This window comes from Novacetimonas hansenii JCM 7643 (assembly GCF_000964405.1).
In the GTDB taxonomy this organism is placed as follows: Bacteria; Pseudomonadota; Alphaproteobacteria; order Acetobacterales; family Acetobacteraceae; genus Novacetimonas; species Novacetimonas hansenii.
Map to the genome: position 1 here is coordinate 1 of NZ_BANE01000189.1, position 18,802 is coordinate 18,802.

An 18,802-nucleotide genomic window follows, 5' to 3' on the forward strand; every position below is an offset into this window, starting at 1 on the left:
GGATATAGGCCCCACAACAAATAACGTCAATCCATTAATTGAAAGTTTTTTGAAAAAATTAGACCTACATGAAACTAAACCGCGGTTTTCCGCCAATATGCATGGACATCTTTTTTGCAGGCATGGATGCCAGCCACAACGCCACCCAAAAATAATGATATAATATAACAAATATTTTCAGAGAGAGATAACTGCTATTATCAAAATCGGCACAGACCGCGCCGTAAGCGGATCGTAATATGCCACCTTAATCTTGACGTATCCCTTCAGGCACAGAGACGCACCCCCCCATGCAACCAGTTCCCAAGACAACATTTCTCACGCGGCTAAATGAACAGGTCGCCGTCAAGATGACCGTCATCTTTGGAAGCATCTGGTGCGTTTACGCCTTCTTTGTATTCTCGCTGATTCCCCTTGCCGCACCTGCATGGCAGAACACACTGCTTTATATCAGCAACTGCATCCAGCTTGTGGCGCTTCCGGCTTTGATGGTCGGCAATGCGGTCCTCAGTCGGGCCTCCGACCAGCGTGCAGCAGAAGATCATCAGGCCCTGGTCGAAATCCTTAATGATGTTCGGGCCGAAGTCGCGGCGTTGAAGGCCATGACGAGTGGCATCGCGCAAAAAACGGATGAGGCCGCCAAGCATCCTTCTTCCGAAATGGTGTCTTTTGCCAACGAAGCCATCATCAACCTGGGCGAGGCCATTGCCACGCCCGCGCCCCCCACTCCCGAACGCAGCAAATAGAGCCGCCTGACCTTTACGGTCTATTGCAGCCCGGCCAGAACGGACAACTCATCCAGAAGCCCCACCCCAAAAGCACCCGTGCCAACAGCATGCCGTCCCGCGCGCTCCGCTGCGGCGGCATATGTTGCATGCGCACCACAGGCCGCATCCACAGCCGTATCGCAGACCGGCAGGAAAGCGGCAATCAGGGCGCCAAGCGCACAGCCTGCACCGGTCACCCGTGTGAGGCGGACATCCCCGCCCGTTACGACAAAAACCTTCGATCCGGATGCAATGTAATCAGTGGCCCCGCTGACGGCCACCACTGCGCCGCTCCGTGCCGCAAGGGCCTGTATATGCCGCAGGGCGTCGTCAGACCCATGGGTAGTTTCAACCCCTTTCCCCCCGGCATCGCCACCAGCCAGGGCCATCAGTTCGCTGGCATTGCCCCGGATCACAGCAGGCGCGAAGTCCAGCAGACGCCGGACGATACGATCATATTCCGCACTCCCCGCCCCAAAAGCCACGGGATCAAGCACCCAGGGGACGCCTGCGTCACGCGCACAGGCGGCCACATGCAACATATCCTTTTCCGAAGTGGAGATCAGTGCCGCTGTATTGATCCACACGGCCGCCGCGGAAGCGCCAAATGCTTCAGGCCATCCGGGTGCGGTTCCGATGGCAGGCGCCGCGCCAACCGCAAGCAGCACATTGGCGCTGAGTGTTGCTGCAACATAATTTGTCACGCCATAAATAAATGGCGCCTGCTGACGGATCCTGCCCAATCTGTCACGCACCACTGGATCATCCCATGACACTGTGATCATCGACATTGCCGCACTCCTTGCCACATCATTGCCGCCCGCCTGCCATCCATCGCAGGACATGCCGGTCTGGAAACTTCATGAATTCATTGTCATATATCGTTATAGTTGGCCATGTGGACGGATCGGCGCTTGCCTTTTGCCAAGGATGGCACGACAAATAGGATACTGCCCGGTATTCGAGGTCGCGGGAGGATATCCTCCCCATCCCGCCCAATGCCACCCTGCCGCCGTTTTTTCAGGAACATATTGTGCGTCCAGTCTCTCTCTGCATTCCGGCCCTCCTGCTGGCTGGCCTTGTTACCACACAGACCGCCCGGGCCGATGACGCATTGGGACAGCCCATGGCCCGGCTTTGCTTCTCGGTGCAATCTGTTGCCGTGGCAGGGGGGTATACATGGGGTAAGGGGCGGCTGTTTTATGGAACGCACTCCTACCCCGTGCGAATCCGTGGCGGCGGCGCGGTTGGCATCGGCTATTCACATGTCCTTGGTGATGGGGCCGTCTATAACCTGACACGCCTGCCGGACCTCAATGGCACCTATTGGGCGGTCAAGGCAGAAGCCACCGTGGCACGCGGCGGTCATTGGGCCGTGATGGAAAACAACAACAACATCAACATAAAAATTTCCGCCCATACCAACGGCGCCCATCTTTCCGCCGCGGTGATGCGTCTTACCCTTAAAGTGGACCCGACGCGGGGCGACAATGTGAGTGGGGAAGGTCTGTCCTGCAAGGTGGCGCTGTCGCAATATCACCTCCGCTAAGGTCGGGCCTGCCTGCTGACCCGTCCCCTGTATCGCCGGATGGGGATGGGATATGATTGGGTTTTACCCCAAGAAGAAGCAGGTTTTTTATGAGTGATATCCCCCGCGACCTGAACATCACCAAAATACTGGGGGGACGTCCTTCCCCCGATGGCAGCAAGGTCATTTTGGAAGTTGAGGACGCCAACGGTGCAAAACTGCATCTGTCTGTGCCGCCCGCACAACTGGTCAACTGCCTGCCCCTGTTTTCCAAGCTGGCTGCCGACAGTCAGGCCATTGGCGGTGGGACGCCAAACCCGGTTTATGAAATCACGCAATGGGAACTGGCGACCGACAGGACACGGCGCGAAGTGTTCCTGTCCTTCAGCATACCGCCGGGTGGACGGCTGACATTCCACCTTCCCCACCCTGCCCCAAAAGATATTCATGACACGCTGGGACAAATGCTCAAGGCACAGACGCAGGTCACATCCGCCACCCATTGACGGCGTTTACGGCTGTATTGCCATTATGGAACCGAAAGCGTGCTGTCCTGCCGCATCAGGACGTCGCGATACAGGCCAGGCATGTTTTCAAGTTCGGATACACTGCCGTCCTGCACAATCCGCCCGTGGTCCATCACCACGATCCTGTCGAACCCCTGCAAGGTAGACAGACGATGGGCCACGGCAATGACCGTGCGCCCCGCCTGCAGACGATCAAGCGCATCCTGCACATGCTTTTCACTCTGGCTGTCCAGGGCACTTGTCGCTTCGTCAAGGACAAGGATCGGGGCATTGCGTAAAAACGCGCGTGCAATGGCAATGCGCTGACGCTGACCGCCCGACAACATGACGCCCCGTTCCCCCACGATGGTGTCGAACTTCTGCGGCATTGCCATGATAAAATCGAGGCATCCGGCAGCGGAAGCAGCAGCAGCGACCTCTGCATTGCTGGCACCGTCACACCCGTATCGGATGTTGTCGCGCACGCTACGACGCAAAAGCGCGACCTCCTGCGCGACGACCGCCATGCAGCCACGCATACTGTCTTCATCAAGTGCAAGAATGTCGATCCCGTCAATCAGGATCTGGCCCTCCTGCAGGAAACGCTGCCGTTGCAGCAGGGCCAGCAAGGTACTTTTCCCTGACCCCGACTGCCCTACAAGCCCGACCCGGCTGGCTGCACGGATATCAAGGTTGAAATGCGACAGGACCGGTTTACCACCAGGATAGGAAAAGCATGCATCGCGTATGCTGACATGGCCATGCGCGCGTTGCGGGAGGCTGCGTGACGGCGGGGGATGACTTGACGTTTCATGCGCCAGCAGAAGCTTTTCCAGTGTTTCTGACAGGCGGGAGACATGCTGCACCGCTTCCACCAGGGCGAAAGCGAGGTCACGGGTGCAGTTAAGGATGACAAACCCCAGCGTCGTCACCATGACCACATCACCGATGGTGGCGCGATGCAGATGCCACAACGTCACAACCCAGATTAGCAGGCCACCAGTCATCAACATCGTCAGGCCGGCGTGAAACATCCGCAGTTTTTCAAGATAGCGTAGCGAACGGCGATGTAATCCCGTCTCGTGCCGGATACGCTGGCCCATACGCCGGCACTCCCGCACGGTCATGCCATATGCACGCACCAACGGCATGTTATTGACAATGTCCAGCATCTCGCCATCATTTTCCGCAGCCTGCGCGGCATAATCCCGATGCAGGCCGCGCCCCCGTGTCCCCAGCAGGAAAATCAGGATGGCCGCCCCCACTGTCATGCCCACGATCGACAGTGCCATCCATGGGCTGACGGTCATCAGCATTGCGATGGACATGATGATATTCAACCCGGACGGCAGCAGGGTCCATGCCGTAAGGTTTTCAAGGCTGAAAACCGCATTCGCCGCCGTGGAAATCCGGGCGGACAGGGCACCGGACATACGTTCGGCGAAATAGGCGACCGAATGCCCCGTCAGGTAACGGAACAGGTCACGACGGATATCGCCCCCGACCTCGACAAACAGGCCCGACGCCATCCAGCCCGCCACCCGCCATGCACAGCCATCCACGAAAATGACCCCGCAGAACGCCACGACCATGGACCATACCACCATCATGTCCGGGCGGGGGGACGCCGCCATGGCATTGACCAGATGCCGGATGATGTAGGACGTACTGACGCCGCACGCCATCGCAAGTGTGACCATCCCCAGGACCAGCAGATGTGCCCACAGGTGGCGACGGACGTAATACGCCATAAACCGCGCCGGATGATGGCGCAGACCTGGCATCGCACCATCGGGAATGGTCACGTCGTCGGAAGGCGGCGTCTTGTCCATAATATGTCCCTACTGCGTGGTGGTTCCACTCGCCTCATGAACGGTTGCGGTCGCAAGGTGCGTGGCAAGCGCACTGGGAATGCGGGGATCCTTGTCCTTGCTGACGGAAGGCGGCGTCAGATACAGCATGCCCTGAGGAAAGGCCATGAGAACTTTCCTGTTACGCAGGAAATCCATGCCCAGAAGGTTGTATTTCGCCTTCTCTACATTCACATCAAGGGACCGGTCCTTCCATTCCCCGATCGTCACATTGTCAAAATGGTGCCGATGCCCGACAAGAATGCGACCAACCACGGTACGCACATGCGGGTCTGCATGCAGCGTGGCATGGGTCAGTCCCAGGGCATGCGCATCCTTTTGCCGCACGACCGACGCATTTGACCCCGGCTCCACTTCCAGCCGCAGGGGAACGCCCCCGACCTGCAGCTCCACCCCGGTCTGCACCCCCCGGCCATTGGACAGCAGCGTAACCGGCGTGGCGTCCGGCCCAAGCCATTGCGGCATCGTGTTGCAGGACGCCGTTTCCGACATGCGGAAAAGAACCATCCTCTTTGTCACGAAATCAAGCAGCACATCATAATTGCTCAGGACACTATAGCCGATGATGCCCAGAACAGGCTGGTCGCCTATCATCTCCTGCTTGTCCCCGACCACAATAGCCGGCACATCCGCAGCTTCCCCCTGTGCGATGTGCAAGGATTTGATCGTGGTTGCAAAGGAATAGCTCTGCCCGGCAATGGTCTGGATCTGGAAGGTCTTGCCAATGGGATAATCCATCGTGGGGACGGCAAACACCCCGATATCTTCCTGCGTGAAACTGACATAAGCCACCCCGGACTTGCCATTGATCACCACGGGAATGACCGGGCTGCCACTGTGTGACATCAGCGGCACATTCATGACATGGGCGACGCAATGCGCAGGCAGCACATTATCGATCATATCTTCGGCGTGGGCTGCCACATGTCCACCGACCATCAGGCAACATAATGCAAGCAGACCGCCCGCCCTGCCCCGCCATGCATGCCAATAACTGCCGTCAGCGGCGGGATTGCGGTGGGAAATGAAGGAAGGTGGCAACGGGTCATCGCGACCCGGACGGTTGAGATGGCTGGAGGACATGCTGCACGAGGAGGCTTTGCTGCGTTTGGAGATCACAGCAGCCTAGCACGAAATGCCCGCAGTGGCAGGCCATGAAATCCCCTACCCCGCAGACCGTCGCACGATCGCGCAGGCGACATAGTGACAGTCACCCTGCGACAATCATCCTGCGGCGGTTATCCAGCGGGTTGCCCTGCCATGGAAACTTTTATCATTGTTATCGGCGGGATATTTCAGACTGCCCCGTGGCGCATGTACGAACCCGCAGACACAACCGCAGGGCGCACCCCATCAGTTCCCACGCATGGGCGCATGTGTAGTGAGACATTTTGCACCGCCTGCCCGGGCGGGGCCGTCATGACCGGAAGGCGCGATACCGACACGGCATAGGCAGTATCGATACCCCCGGCAAAAAAGAACCCCAGCGCACTGAGTACCATGCCCCGCATGTCGTGCCTCCCTGCCTGAAATGACGCTATCCCCCACAAACGCCCGGAAAGGAAAATCGTTCAGTCCCGACAGTAAAAATACGACCCGCAAGGAGCCACACGGATCAGCCTTCTGGCTTCATACGCAATATCTGCTTTATCCGTGCGAAGATTTTCAGACGCATCCCCAGCATCCAGACCTGCAGGCTCCATCCCCGCGCCTGATGATTGAATGGCCCCCTGCCCCCCCGCACCCGATCGGATGGATGGAACAAGGTGGGTTCACACAATTCGACAGCACGCTGGTCACGCGTCAATTGCCGTTCCATACCCAGTTGACTGACACACCAGCCGATAACACCAGGCATGAAGCGTGTGGCCAGGGAAAAAAGTTCGGTCGTGCCTGTAATGAAAAGTTCGGAATGGTTGCCCCGCGACGCCAGCCAGATCCCCTCGGCCGCCACCTCCGGCTGATAGATCGGCTTGGCTGGGCGCGCGGGCCATCCCATATGGCTCAGCGCATGGCTGAAAAATGGCGTATTCATCGCCGCAGGGAAAACAGAGCATATGCGCACATGGCTTTTTTCCAGGCGCAACTCCCCACGGATTGCCTGCGTAAAGGCACGCACCGCCCCCTTTGCCCCGGCATAAGATGACAGCAGCGGCACACCATGGAATGCAATGGCGGAACAGACATTGACAATGGATCCCTGTCCGCGTGCGCGCATGTGCCGCAATGCAATGCGCGTCCCGTTAACCGTGCCGTGATAGGTCACGTCGGTCACACGCTGGAATTCATTTTCACGCACATCATCGAAACGACCATAAATGCCGGTCCCCGCGCAATTGATCCAGACATCCACAGGACCGAGTTGCGCAATGATCCCATCCGCCGCCGTGCCGAGCGCCACAGTATCCGTCACATCGGCTTCCGCAATGGCGACATCCCCACCCTGCGCACGCACATCCCGCGCCGTTGCCTCCATCGCGGCCATCCCCCGGGCGATGATGCCGACATTCCATCCATGGGTAGCGAACAGCCGGGCCGTGCATCGACCAATCCCAGATGAACCGCCAGTGATGATGACAACTTGTTTTCTGGAATCGTACAATTTACCAACCTTGACGAATTTTACAGGTAAAGCCCCAAAGGATGACCCCACCGGGCATAGTCATACATGCAAGGCATGCACATCATGCCCCCGTGTCACCATTCACAGGAAAATAAAGTAGAAAATATGGCCACGCGCTCAGAACATGGCCGGGAAAGGCAATCAAGCCCTCCCTGCGAGGCATCAGGGCTCTTCTGGTGAAGATTTTTCACAATACCTCACCAGGCATCATATTGCCAAATATCCCGCTCCCGAAAACCTTCAATCCCGGTCAGCGGATTATTCCGGCTCTCTTTTTCAGGTCTATTCTACCATAAGGAGGCGATGTTACCCTCCTATATTCACCCCCACGCAATGAATACGAAATGTCCCTGTTCAGGAGGCGGCGCAATCAGCACGACTGTCTGCCACGGCCGAACGCCATAGCGAAAATGCCACCGCAATGACGGCCGGCCCGATAAACAGCCCCAGCAGACCGCAGGCATGCAGCCCCCCCAGAATGGCGGTCAGGACAGCAAGAAACGGAATTTTGGTATTCCCGCTGATCAGCTTGGGACGCACGAAATGATCGCCGAAAAAATAGGCCACACACCCGATAAGCCCGACAATCAGCGCGGCCCCGCCCCCGCTTGCGGCAAAAGTCGTGGCAGCCGCCAGCGCAAGGATCACAGGCCCGCAGAACGGCACGATGCTGACAATGGCCGTCACCAGCATGAACAGTGCCGGATGCGGGGTGCCCGCCATGAAATAGCCGATCCCGATGATGCCCCCTTCCCCCATCCCGACCAGGACAAGACCTGCAACCGTTCCACGCACAGAACCAACGATATTGTCGATGGCATCGGTGGCACGACGGCCAAGGAATTTCTTGCCGACCGCACGGATATCGCCAATCAGGCTTTCAGCGGATACCAAGAAGAAATAGACGGACAGGACCGCAATCATGAAGGTTTCGGCAACCTCCATCAGGCGATGGGTCAGGTTTTTCCCATCAGCAGTGGCGAATGTATGCGAAACAGACCCCAGCCAGGTGCGCAGTTCGTTCGGGTCCGACAGATATTTTTGCCACAGGGGAGCGATCTTTGAACTGCCACCCGGAAGGTCGGCCACCTGCTTTGGAACCGGGATTCCCGTCTGTGATGCCGATTTGGCCCAGTCATAGAGTGACGGCAGGTCCGCCACCGCCTTTGCCACCATGGCCACCAGCGGAACCGCCAGCAATGCAAATATCCCGACGCTGATGACCAGTGACGCCACCATATTGCCGCATCCGCGCCGACGCAGGACCTGATAGAGGGGAAATGCCGTAATCGACAGGATGATGCCCCATACGAACGCCCCCAGAAAGGACTGCTCGATATACAGCGATGCCATGATGACGAGGCAGACGAAGCCCCCCGTGGCAACATACTGAACCCGCGACGTGTTTCCCATGGATCATGGTTTCCTGATATTTCGGCAAGGACGGCACTGTATTACGGATACGATTACCATATCCCGAAGACAGGCGCGAAAATACCCACCGCCGTTCCCTTCGGCGGTGGGCAGGGCTTATTCCCGCAGGTCCCCACGCCCGACCGCGATATAGGTGAAACCGGCGGCCTTGGCCTCCTCGGGTCCATAGATATTGCGCAGGTCCACAAGGACAGGTGTACGCATCAGGCCGTATATTTTTTTCAGGTCCAGCGCGCGCAGGGACTCCCACTCCGTCACGATGGCCACCGCATCCGCCCCGGCAACCGCCTGATAAGGATCCTGGAAATAGGTCACATCGCCCATGACCTCACGTGCATGTTCCATCCCGGCGGGGTCGAACGCATGCACCACGCCCCCTGCATCACGCAGGGTCTGGATGATGGCAATGGACGGGGCATCACGCATGTCGTCGGTACGCGGTTTGAACGTCAGGCCCAGCACAGCGATGATGCGGTCACGGATTTCCCCGCCACAGGCGGCGACAATCCTGCGCCCCATCCTGCGCTTGCGCCGTTCATTGACATCGGCCACCGCCTCCACAATGCGGCTGGGGACATCATAATCCTGCCCCGTCTTGATCAGCGCCCTGACATCCTTGGGAAAGCATGACCCGCCAAAGCCCGGACCCGCATGCAGGAATTTCGGCCCGATCCGCTTGTCCAGCCCCATGCCACGCGCAACGTCCTGCACGTTGGCGCCGGTCTTTTCACAGATATCGGCGATTTCGTTGATAAAGGTAATCTTGGTCGCAAGGAATGCATTGGCTGCGTATTTCGTCAATTCCGACGTACGGCGATCCGTGAACAGCAGCGGCGCCTGATTAAGGAACAGCGGACGATAAACCGCAGCCATGACCTCCCTCGCACGCTCATCCTCCACGCCCACGACGATACGGTCGGGAATCTTGAAATCCCCGATCGCGGCCCCCTCGCGCAGGAATTCCGGATTGGATGCCACGGAAAATTCCACATCGGGACGCAGCGAACGCACAAGGCGCTCCACCTCATCACTCGTACCGACAGGGACCGTCGATTTCGTGACGATAACCGCGTACCCCTCAAGGTTCTGCGCGATCTCCCGCGTGACCTGATAGACGAAGGTAAGGTCCGCATGCCCATCCTCCGGGCGTGACGGCGTACCAACGGCGATGAAGATCACTTCGGCGTCCTTCATGCCGACCGCCAGGTCATGTTCGAAGGACAGCCGCCCCGCCGCCACATTGTCGGCCGTCAGTTCCGCAAGGCCGGGTTCGTATATGGGCATGCGTCCGGCGCGCAGCCCCTCGACACGACGCAGATCCCTGTCGATGCAACGGACCTCATGGCCAAAATCAGCAAGGCACGCGCCTGATACCAGACCCACGTAGCCTGCCCCGATGACGGCAATCTTCATCCGCTGTCAGTCCCTTCACAATCTCTTTTGTCTGGCTTAATCAGCACGGAGGCCTCGTCCTGACAAGAGGTCGCGCGGCGACCCGCGACTGCGCAATTTTCCGTAACATCGTGTGTTCGCAGCCCCCGAACGTATATGCCCCCGCCCGCGTTATGCCCCCGCGCCGCCTGCCACCATTCCTCCACAGCGGAAAGTCGCCCACCGATGAGTCATATCCTCAGCCTTCTGGGCAACATGCTGTTTGGCCTTGTCGGCCTCATCCTCGCTGGAATTGTGATGATCGAAGGCGTCCTAGCCGCAATGATGGACACCATCGGCGTGCATGGACAGACGCAGCGGGCCGTGCTGACCATCGTGCTGATCGCGCTCATCATCGCCGCGTTCCGTGTCTTTGGCCGGATGTTCGGACTGCTGGCGGCGCTTTTCCTGATGCTTGTGCTGCTACAGGCGTTGTTTGGCGATCCGGCGGATGGCGGTCGCACGCACGACCATCATGCCGAAGCGTCGAGTGCCGCCTGGAGGATATAGGCCGCCGCCACCTTGTCCACCACCTGTTCACGGCGCTGTCGGGTCATGTCCACATCCTGGATCAGCATGCGGTTCACCGCCGAGGACGACAGGCGTTCGTCCCACATCGCCGCAGGCAACCCGACCTGTTGCGACAGGTTCATCATCCAGTCACGCGCGGCCTGCGCCGCCGGGCCAAAGCTGCCATCAAGTGACAGCGGCAGCCCCCCCACCAGCGCACCGACATCGTGGCGCCGTGCCAGTTCCCCGATCTCCGCCGCGACAAGGGACAGCTTGCGCCTGCGCACCGTGGTGCATGGTGACGCCAGCATGAGCGAAACATCGGACAGCGCGATCCCGATCGTTTTCTGACCGGGATCGATCCCCATCAGGCGTTGTCCGGGCCGCAGGGCCAATCGTAATTCGGGTATGTTGAACAGGGGCATGGTCTGGGGCTATTATCCTTGGACGTTCCTGCGCGCAGGATATTCTTACCCCGTCACGATGGAAAGTTATTGCTTCATGTCGCTTGATCCCGCGACCGTCCGCCGAATTGCCCGGCTGGCACGGATTGGTATTGACGAATCCGACCTGCAGTCCCTGCCAGGGGAACTGAACGGCATCCTCGGCTGGATCGAACAGCTCAACGAGGTCAATGTCGATGGTATCGCCCCCATGGTCGGGACCGAAACCGCGGTCCTGCGCATGCGCGAGGACGTCGTGACGGATGGGAACATACGCGATGCCGTCCTGTCGAACGCCACCGATACGGCTGGCCCCTATTATACCGTGCCCAAGGTGGTTGAATAATGCTGACAGAACTGACGATCGCCGCAGCGCATGACGGGTTGCGCCGGCGCGAATTTTCCGCATCCGAACTGGTTGGCGCGCATGTCGATGCGATCGGGCGGCTTAATGGACGGCTCAACGCCTTCATTACCGTGACCTCGGAACAGGCACTGGTTGCGGCAAAGCGTGCCGATGACCTTCTGGCAAGCAAGGATGCCCCGACCCTGACGGGTATCCCGCTGGGGATCAAGGACCTGTTCTGCACCAATGGCGTGCGCACCACCGCTGCAAGCCGGATGCTGGAAGAATTTGTCCCGCCGTATGAAAGCACGGTGACGGCAAACCTTCTGCGTGATGGCGCAGTGTTCGTGGGCAAGACAAACCTTGACGAATTCGCCATGGGTTCAGCCAACATCACCTCGGCTTTTGGCGCCGTCGAAAACCCATGGAAGCGTGAAGGCGATGCACAGACCGCCCTTGTGCCCGGCGGATCGTCTGGCGGGTCGGCTGCGGCGGTCGCGGCGGGCCTTGCCATGGGCGCAACGGGCACGGATACCGGTGGCTCCATCCGTCAACCTGCCGCCTATTGCGGGATTGTCGGGCTGAAGCCGACCTATGGCCGGTGCAGCCGCTGGGGCACCATTGCGTTCGCAAGTTCCCTTGACCAGGCCGGGCCGATGGCCCGCACGGTGGAAGATTGCGCAATCATGCTGCAATCCATGGCCGGGTTCGACCCCAAGGACAGCACCAGCGTCGATCATCCGCTTGATGACTATCGCGCCGCCTGCTCCACCAGCCTCAAGGGCATGCGCGTGGGCATTCCGCGCGAATACCGGGTGGAGGGAATGCCCGCAGGAATCGAGGCATCATGGCGTCAGGGGATTGAATGGCTGCGTGATGCGGGCTGTGAAATTGTCGATGTGTCCCTGCCACACACCAAATACGGGCTTGCGACCTATTATATCGTCGCCCCTGCGGAATGTTCGTCCAACCTGGCCCGGTATGACGGTGTGCGCTTCGGACGCCGGGTTGCGGCGCCGACACTCGATGAAATGTACGAAAAGACCCGGCGCGAAGGCTTCGGCGCCGAAGTCCGCCGCCGCATCATGGTCGGGACCTATGTCCTGTCTGCGGGCTATTATGACGCCTATTACCTCAAGGCACAGAAGGTCCGTTCCCTGATCCGTCGTGATTTCACCGAAGCCTTTGAGAAGGTTGACGTCTTGTTGACACCGACTGCCCCTTCCCCGGCCTTTGCGCAGGGCGAAAAGACGGACGATCCGGTCCAGATGTACCTGAATGATGTGTTCACCGTTCCCGCCAGCATGGCCGGCATGCCCGCCATGTCGCTGCCGGTCGGGCTGAGTGAGCGCAAGCTGCCGCTGGGGCTGCAACTGATCGGCCGCCCCTTTGATGAAAAAAGCGTTCTGGCGGCGGGCCATGCGCTGGAACGGGCCGCGGCGTTCACGCATCGTCCCACCATCCGTGCGGAGGGCGTGTGATGTCCTACCTGATCGAAGGCAAGACCGGGACGTGGGAAATCGTCGTGGGCCTGGAGGTCCACGCGCAGGTCATCAGCAAGTCGAAGCTGTTTTCCGGGGCGTCGGCCACCTATGGTGGTAATGCGAACACCCATGTCAGCCTGGTTGATGCGGGTTTTCCCGGCATGTTACCCGTCATCAACCGCGAATGCGTGGCGCAGGCCGTGCGCACGGGCCTGGGCCTGAAGGCGCGCATCAACCTGCAAAGCCGTTTTGACCGGAAAAACTATTTCTACGCTGATCTGCCCACCGGCTACCAGATCAGCCAGTTCACCCACCCCATCGTGGGGGAAGGCACGGTGGAAATCGAACTGTCCGATGGGACAGTGCGCCATATCGGGATCACACGCCTGCATCTGGAACAAGATGCCGGCAAGTCGATGCATGACCAGGACCCGACCCGATCCTTCATCGACCTGAACCGCGCGGGGGTGGCGCTGATGGAAATCGTCAGCGAACCTGACATCCGCTCCCCCGAGGAAGCTGGTGCCTACCTGCGTAAGTTGCGCATGATCCTGCGCTATCTTGGCACCTGTGATGGCAACATGGAGGAAGGCTCCATGCGTGCGGACGTCAACGTTTCCGTACGCAAGAAGGATGAACCCTTCCGCACGCGATGCGAAATCAAGAACGTCAATTCGATCCGGTATGTCATGCATGCCATCGAGGTCGAAGCCGCGCGGCAGGTGGAGATATGGGAAGCAGGCGGCAGCGTCGATCAGGAAACGCGCCTGTTCGACCCGTCACGTAACGAGACCCGATCCCTACGCAGCAAGGAAGACGCCCACGATTACCGCTACTTCCCCGATCCGGACCTGCTTCCGCTCGTGATCGGGGAAGAATGGGTGCGTAATTTGGAAAAGGGCCTGCCGGAGCTGCCCGATGACAAGCGCGACCGCTTTGAAAAAGAATATAAAATCCCACATTACGATGCCAATGTCCTGGTGGCGGAGCAGGCGATCGCGGATTATTATGAAACCGTGGCCCGTGGTCGTGATGGGCGATTGGTGGCCAACTGGGTTACAGGGGACCTGTTCGCGGCATTGAACAAAAGCAGTCGCCATATCAGCGACAGCCCGATTTCAGCGCAGGCACTTGGCGGTATGCTGGACCTTGTCGCAGACGGCACGATCAATGGCAAGATCGCCAAGGAAGTCTTCGAAGACATGCTGGAGACCGGTGACAGCGCCGCTGATATTGTCGAACGCAAGGGCCTGAAGCAGGTCACGGATACGGGGGCCATTGATACGGTGGTTGCCGACATCATGACCAAGCACGCTGACAAGGTGGCAGAATACCGCAGTGGCAAGGATCGTTTGTTCGGATTCTTCGTCGGACAGGTGATGAAAGCCATGGCCGGAAAGGCCAATCCGGCCCTCGTGAACGAGGCGCTGAAAAAGGTTTTGTAAAAACTGGATATTTTTTTCATTTGAACGTTTGACGGCGCTGCCGGAACCAGCTACAAGCAGCGCTGCAAACGCCGTGTAGAAATATACGCTTTTCCCCGGCGGAGGGGTGGCCGAGAGGCTGAAGGCGGCGGTTTGCTAAATCGCTGAACGGGGTAACTCGTTCCGTGGGTTCGAATCCCATCCCCTCCGCCAATTTCCCCTGACATACAGTGACAGCAGTTAACAATCCCTCGGGATTTCTGCCGTTTTATCGCCTTCTGATCTGACATGCGATGGCATGGAAAGCCGCCGAAGGACAGATACGATGGGGATATCCATGCCGACGGATACCGCGATCCGCGCGTGCAAAGCCAAAAGACGGATTTTACAAGCTCTCCAATGCTGAGGGGCTTTTACAACCTCTCGAAAAAGAGCAGCGGCCTGCCATCATCACTCTGGATGATCTGCGGGGAATGCGCTTGCGGCGCTGGTGATCCGACTGTCAGGGCCGTCCAAATACATCCGGCACAGCATGATCCCTTCGCCCTCCCGATGCGCCTTTACAACGAGCAGACCACCATCCCCATCATATCAAAGAGATTTACGCATTATCCGCACGCAGATGGAAAAGGGTGATTTCAGATGGCCTGCCAAGCCGCAGCGCAAATCCCGGCCACAATCCGGTACCATTACTGACATACAGCGTCATACCACCCAGATCATAACGCCCGGACACAAAACCGCTATTCCCACGTGCAACAAGGCGATCAAGGCCGAAAATCATCCCGCCATGCGTATGCCCCGACAGTTGAAGGGCAACGCCCAGCTTGGAAGCGGTATGTGCATCACCAGGTTGGTGATCAAGCAGCACAACCGGCGCACCAGCGGGAGAACCTGCAAGGGCAGCAACCAGATCCGGGCCAGCCTGCCCATGTCCTGGTGCCGAGCGGTCAGTCACACCAGCGCATACCAGTTCGGCCCCTTCCCTTGTGATAACCACATGCCGGTTAAGCAGCATATGAAACCCCAATTCCGACAGGTGGTGCATCCAGTCATCATAATCGAAGAAATATTCATGGTTGCCCGGTATTGCCAGAACGCCATCCGGCGCATGAAGTCGTGCAAGCGGCGCCACATCAGCACAGCGCATGGCGACCGATCCATCAATGAAATCTCCGGTCACGACAATCATGTCCGCACCGGTCGCATTGGCGCGCTCCACAACCGATGCAGCCCAACTTGCAGGAAACAGCCGACTGATATGCATGTCGGTCAACTGAAGCAGCCGATATCCGTCAAACAAGGGCGAGAGGCCGGAAATGGTGACAGTCACGTCCCTGACCGGTGGCACCCTTATCGCATTGGCCACACCAATCGCAGCAAGCCCGCCGGCAATTCCCCCCACCGCCGCCCGCGCACCGACAGGAATATAAACCGGCTGCCATGTTACCAACGCAACAGCCAGCGCACCAAAATCAAGCACGACCTGCAATAGCGTAAGGAAGAGAAGCGCCCCGAAGGCCCAATTGAACAGAATAACAAAAGGACGGGGAAATTCCGGTGCAAAGACTGAGCCCGAGGAAAGCCGGGACCAGTAGTGATAAAGTGCCGCCACGACCACCAGTGCAGCCGCAAGCATTTTCACCCCAAAAGGTAGAGGCAACGGCCACAGCCAGTTCAGGATCACGATCAGCAGGGGCAAACCAAAAACAACAAGGCGCATTACAATCCATATCCTTGCATTGGGACATAGGGAACGTGTTTCGCCCCCTGCATACAGGCCACGCATATGCGCAAAATACCTGCGGGGTGCCAGAATTATACATTATGCCATAGGCTTGGCCGTTTCAGGAGAACTTATCCCCGGGCATTTGCGCGTTTTTATGCCCATGGCGCCGCAGGATACGCGCGATCAAGCACATATATACGCGTAACCGTCAGCCCCTTGATATAGCGGCATATCCAAAAAAAACCGCCCCGAAGGGCGGTTATATTCAGTCGTGGGGTATCATCGGGCATGTGCTGCCTTCCCCCATAACAGGTTTGCGGAACCGCAATATCAGGCTGCAACCTCGGCAGGCGGCACCATAACTGCAACAGGAGCTGCGACGTGCCCCGGTTGTGCTGCGAGCAATTCCACTGCCGCCAGATAAATGGCGCTGAACCCGCAAAATAATCCTTCATATCCGGCAATAACCGTCAACATGGGCTGCTCAAGGATTTCGGCAAGGCCGAGCAGCAGAAACAATACTGTCAGGCTGGAAAACACCACCTGATGCATGCGCGAGGCACGCAGCGTACCAATCGTCATAATGGCAGTAAACAGGCCCCACATCAGCAGGTAGCTGCCCATCAAGGCAGGTGATGAGGGTGCCACCAATCCCCAGTGCGGCAAGAACAGCAACACAACGAGGGATAGCCAGAAAGCGCCATAAGACATGAAGGCCGTCATGCCAAATGTATTTCTGTTTCCGTATTCCAGCAGGCCGGCGACAAATTGCGTCGCCCCGCCGAACACCAATCCCATTGCGAGAATAGCTCCCCCCATGGGAACGATGCCTGAATTATGCAGGTTGAGCAGGACAGTGGTCATGCCAAACCCCATCAACCCCAACGGGGCAGGATCTGCTTTTGCCGAATTATGGGTCATGCCGCAATTCCATTCCATGGCGGATAAATCATGACAAAACATGTCACGATCAGCCCGACCCGGCATATTAAAATCTATCTTAGAGAACGTCAGGAAATAACCCATTCATAAAACCCTACAAAGGGTCTGGCAGACGCGCGCCTTTCAAATGGCAGCCCCCCTGAAGTCCTGGGGGAAAAGCTGCACCAGACCCTGGTTCCTGATTTCAGGCTGTTTGCGCACTTATCCCATTTTGGACAAGCAGTTGGCGCAAGGCCATGATAACCGGAAAAACTTCCTGATTCCGATCACCGCCCTGCTCCTGCCATGCCCGCTGTTCAAGTTCGACAATTTCGCGATCCTCAGCAAAGACACGTTCCGTAAAGGCAACCAGCAACGGCCATGCCAGATCCAGTATGAACGGAACCTTCAACCGGCGTATGGACAATAGTCCAAAGACACGGTTGGTTTGTTCCTCGCGATCCTGCGGCACATACGCAATCCACAGGTCCATGACCGGTTCCTCAACGCCCTGCGTCTCGATCCGCAATGCCTGATATGGATATTGTGTACGGATGGTCATGACATCGCGATAGGCGAAATTGCGCCCTTCTTTCCGACGCTGCCCATAAATCAGGGCTTCACTCAGGGGTTGCTTGCCGGCCATACGCGCAAAGGTATAGCGCGCCTCCACAAAATCATGGCCACGTTCCATGCCCAGGAACCGGGGTTTCATACTTCCGACCAGACGACTGTGCAGAACCTGATGGTTCATGTCCATCAGGTTTTCATGCATGAAACTGTAATGGCATTTCACAATTTTTCCAAAACGACGCGTACGATAATGTGGATCGCGCACACGTGGAATATCCGGCAGAGGCACACTATCGGATTTTTCCATCGGCCCCATGAAAACAAAAATCAGCCCGTCCTTTTCCTGACAGGCCCATTTACGCAGTCGGGGCAGATCATCTTCGATTTTCATATCCGATGAAAAACACTGTCCACGTCGGCTATATTTCAGCCCATGATATGCACAGCGCACAAAATCCCCACATACATCTCCTTTGCTCAGAGGAACCTGACGATGGGGACAGACATCATCAAGCGCAAAGATCGCACCGGCCTCTGGCCTGACCACGACAATCGGCTGCCCTGCATAACGTACCCCGATCGCCCTGCCCCGACGCAGTTCACGCGACCAGGCAACGGGATACCAGAAATCAGGGTTACTCCGCACACGCCGGATATCATGGGGCAGACGCGGCATCCGCACCGGCGCGGTTATGTCCGATATAATCCGTGCCATACTCGCTTCAATGCCTCCCACAATATCGGCCACACGGGACCTGGGGCGGCGCAGTCAGAAAAGACGTTATTTTTCGTGTGATTTTCATAAAACTGCAACGCGTGGATGCGTTACCTGCCATATCGCCATGGCACATGGCTTCCTGCCTGATGGGCATAGGCTTCTCCCGCCTTCGGCACATCCCGTCCGACGGCTTGGCAAATGACGATGGCAGGTCTCCTGGCTCACGGATCATGGCCTGCCGGTTCCTGCCTTCCCATTCCCTTGATCGTGGAAACAGTGACCTACCCCATGGGGGTAAATGAACCGGCGGCATACCGCCTACAGTTGCGGGAGCAGCCTCCGACTTGGCTCCCGGGCTTATGACCCGGCCGGAGCATGACGGCGTTCCCTGTTAGCCCGCTCGCACGGGACCATCGACTTGATAGAAGTTGATAGTGCCTGCATTTTTCCGCCAGATGCAAGATATCCTGAAGATTTTTTCGAAATGCATTCGC

The 18,802-nt window shown here is 58.0% G+C and carries 18 protein-coding genes, 1 tRNA gene and 1 riboswitch; of the genes, 8 read left to right on the forward strand and 11 right to left on the reverse strand.

Annotated elements, in window-relative coordinates:
• Window positions 1-290: 290 nt before the first annotated feature.
• Window positions 291-746 carry a hypothetical protein gene (locus B7G66_RS12705; RefSeq protein ID WP_040510709.1) on the forward strand — a complete coding sequence of 152 codons (456 nt, stop codon included), beginning with the start codon at window positions 291-293 and terminating at the stop codon, window positions 744-746.
• A 20-nt stretch (window positions 747-766) separates the two neighbouring features.
• Here the strand turns inward: B7G66_RS12705 and B7G66_RS12710 are convergent, their stop codons facing one another.
• Entirely contained in the window at window positions 767-1,558 is a 792-nt protein-coding gene (locus tag B7G66_RS12710) for a hydroxyethylthiazole kinase (RefSeq protein WP_196760709.1), read from the reverse strand.
• A gap of 242 nt (window positions 1,559-1,800) precedes the next feature.
• Between B7G66_RS12710 and B7G66_RS12715 the strand changes: the two genes are divergently transcribed.
• Window positions 1,801-2,316: a hypothetical protein gene (locus B7G66_RS12715; protein ID WP_003619526.1), complete on the forward strand. Its 516-nt coding sequence runs from the start codon at window positions 1,801-1,803 to the stop codon at window positions 2,314-2,316.
• An 89-nt stretch (window positions 2,317-2,405) separates the two neighbouring features.
• Window positions 2,406-2,801: a hypothetical protein gene (locus B7G66_RS12720; protein ID WP_003619525.1), complete on the forward strand. Its 396-nt coding sequence runs from the start codon at window positions 2,406-2,408 to the stop codon at window positions 2,799-2,801.
• Window positions 2,802-2,824: 23 nt separating this feature from the next.
• On the opposite strand, the gene B7G66_RS12725 is transcribed toward B7G66_RS12720, so the two are convergent.
• The 6 genes from B7G66_RS12725 to B7G66_RS12750 form a co-directional block, all read right to left on the reverse strand.
• Window positions 2,825-4,633, reverse strand: a complete 1,809-nt coding sequence (locus B7G66_RS12725) for an ABC transporter ATP-binding protein (protein ID WP_003619524.1) — start codon at window positions 4,631-4,633, stop codon at window positions 2,825-2,827.
• 9 nt (window positions 4,634-4,642) lie between these two features.
• Window positions 4,643-5,755, reverse strand: coding sequence for a retroviral-like aspartic protease family protein (locus B7G66_RS12730; RefSeq protein ID WP_003619523.1), 1,113 nt, complete (start codon window positions 5,753-5,755; stop codon window positions 4,643-4,645).
• Window positions 5,756-5,967: 212 nt separating this feature from the next.
• On the reverse strand, window positions 5,968-6,183 hold the full coding sequence (locus B7G66_RS12735) for a hypothetical protein (RefSeq protein ID WP_003619522.1): 216 nt from the start codon (window positions 6,181-6,183) through the stop codon (window positions 5,968-5,970).
• Between the two features lie 104 nt (window positions 6,184-6,287).
• Window positions 6,288-7,274, reverse strand: coding sequence for an SDR family oxidoreductase (locus B7G66_RS12740; protein ID WP_075624061.1), 987 nt, complete (start codon window positions 7,272-7,274; stop codon window positions 6,288-6,290).
• A 375-nt stretch (window positions 7,275-7,649) separates the two neighbouring features.
• Entirely contained in the window at window positions 7,650-8,708 is a 1,059-nt protein-coding gene (locus tag B7G66_RS12745; protein WP_003619520.1) for an AI-2E family transporter, read from the reverse strand.
• A gap of 117 nt (window positions 8,709-8,825) precedes the next feature.
• The gene (locus tag B7G66_RS12750) at window positions 8,826-10,142 is read right to left on the reverse strand and encodes a UDP-glucose dehydrogenase family protein (protein ID WP_003619519.1); all 1,317 of its coding nucleotides are present in this window, start codon (window positions 10,140-10,142) and stop codon (window positions 8,826-8,828) included.
• Window positions 10,143-10,346: 204 nt separating this feature from the next.
• Here B7G66_RS12750 and B7G66_RS12755 point away from each other — a divergent pair, with 204 nt between their 5' ends.
• Window positions 10,347-10,670 carry a hypothetical protein gene (locus B7G66_RS12755; RefSeq protein ID WP_003619517.1) on the forward strand — a complete coding sequence of 108 codons (324 nt, stop codon included), beginning with the start codon at window positions 10,347-10,349 and terminating at the stop codon, window positions 10,668-10,670.
• Here the strand turns inward: B7G66_RS12755 and ruvX are convergent.
• Complete coding sequence (gene ruvX, locus B7G66_RS12760; RefSeq protein WP_003619514.1) at window positions 10,634-11,095, reverse strand: Holliday junction resolvase RuvX; 462 nt, start codon at window positions 11,093-11,095, stop codon at window positions 10,634-10,636. The two genes, B7G66_RS12755 and ruvX, sit on opposite strands and share 37 nt — an antisense overlap.
• Window positions 11,096-11,171: 76 nt before the next feature.
• Between ruvX and gatC the strand changes: the two genes are divergently transcribed.
• The 4 genes from gatC (at window position 11,172) to B7G66_RS12780 (ending at window position 14,580) form a co-directional block, all read left to right on the forward strand.
• Entirely contained in the window at window positions 11,172-11,459 is a 288-nt protein-coding gene (gene gatC / locus B7G66_RS12765) for an Asp-tRNA(Asn)/Glu-tRNA(Gln) amidotransferase subunit GatC (RefSeq protein WP_040511880.1), read from the forward strand.
• Complete coding sequence (gene gatA / locus B7G66_RS12770; protein WP_003619511.1) at window positions 11,459-12,940, forward strand: Asp-tRNA(Asn)/Glu-tRNA(Gln) amidotransferase subunit GatA; 1,482 nt, start codon at window positions 11,459-11,461, stop codon at window positions 12,938-12,940. Before gatC ends, gatA begins: the two co-directional genes overlap by 1 nt.
• Window positions 12,940-14,388, forward strand: a complete 1,449-nt coding sequence (gatB, locus tag B7G66_RS12775) for an Asp-tRNA(Asn)/Glu-tRNA(Gln) amidotransferase subunit GatB (protein ID WP_003619509.1) — start codon at window positions 12,940-12,942, stop codon at window positions 14,386-14,388. Before gatA ends, gatB begins: the two co-directional genes overlap by 1 nt.
• Window positions 14,389-14,488: 100 nt before the next feature.
• Window positions 14,489-14,580, forward strand: a tRNA-Ser gene (locus B7G66_RS12780).
• A gap of 388 nt (window positions 14,581-14,968) precedes the next feature.
• On the opposite strand, the gene B7G66_RS12785 is transcribed toward B7G66_RS12780, so the two are convergent.
• The 3 genes from B7G66_RS12785 to B7G66_RS12795 form a co-directional block, all read right to left on the reverse strand.
• A complete protein-coding gene (locus B7G66_RS12785) occupies window positions 14,969-16,090 on the reverse strand; it encodes a metallophosphoesterase (protein ID WP_040511879.1) in 1,122 nt (373 codons plus the stop codon).
• A 336-nt stretch (window positions 16,091-16,426) separates the two neighbouring features.
• Window positions 16,427-17,035, reverse strand: a complete 609-nt coding sequence (locus tag B7G66_RS12790) for an acetate uptake transporter (protein WP_003619504.1) — start codon at window positions 17,033-17,035, stop codon at window positions 16,427-16,429.
• A gap of 187 nt (window positions 17,036-17,222) precedes the next feature.
• Complete coding sequence (locus tag B7G66_RS12795; RefSeq protein ID WP_040510705.1) at window positions 17,223-18,305, reverse strand: aromatic ring-hydroxylating oxygenase subunit alpha; 1,083 nt, start codon at window positions 18,303-18,305, stop codon at window positions 17,223-17,225.
• Window positions 18,306-18,497: 192 nt separating this feature from the next.
• A riboswitch (cobalamin riboswitch) is annotated at window positions 18,498-18,738 on the reverse strand.
• Window positions 18,739-18,802: the final 64 nt, after the last annotated feature.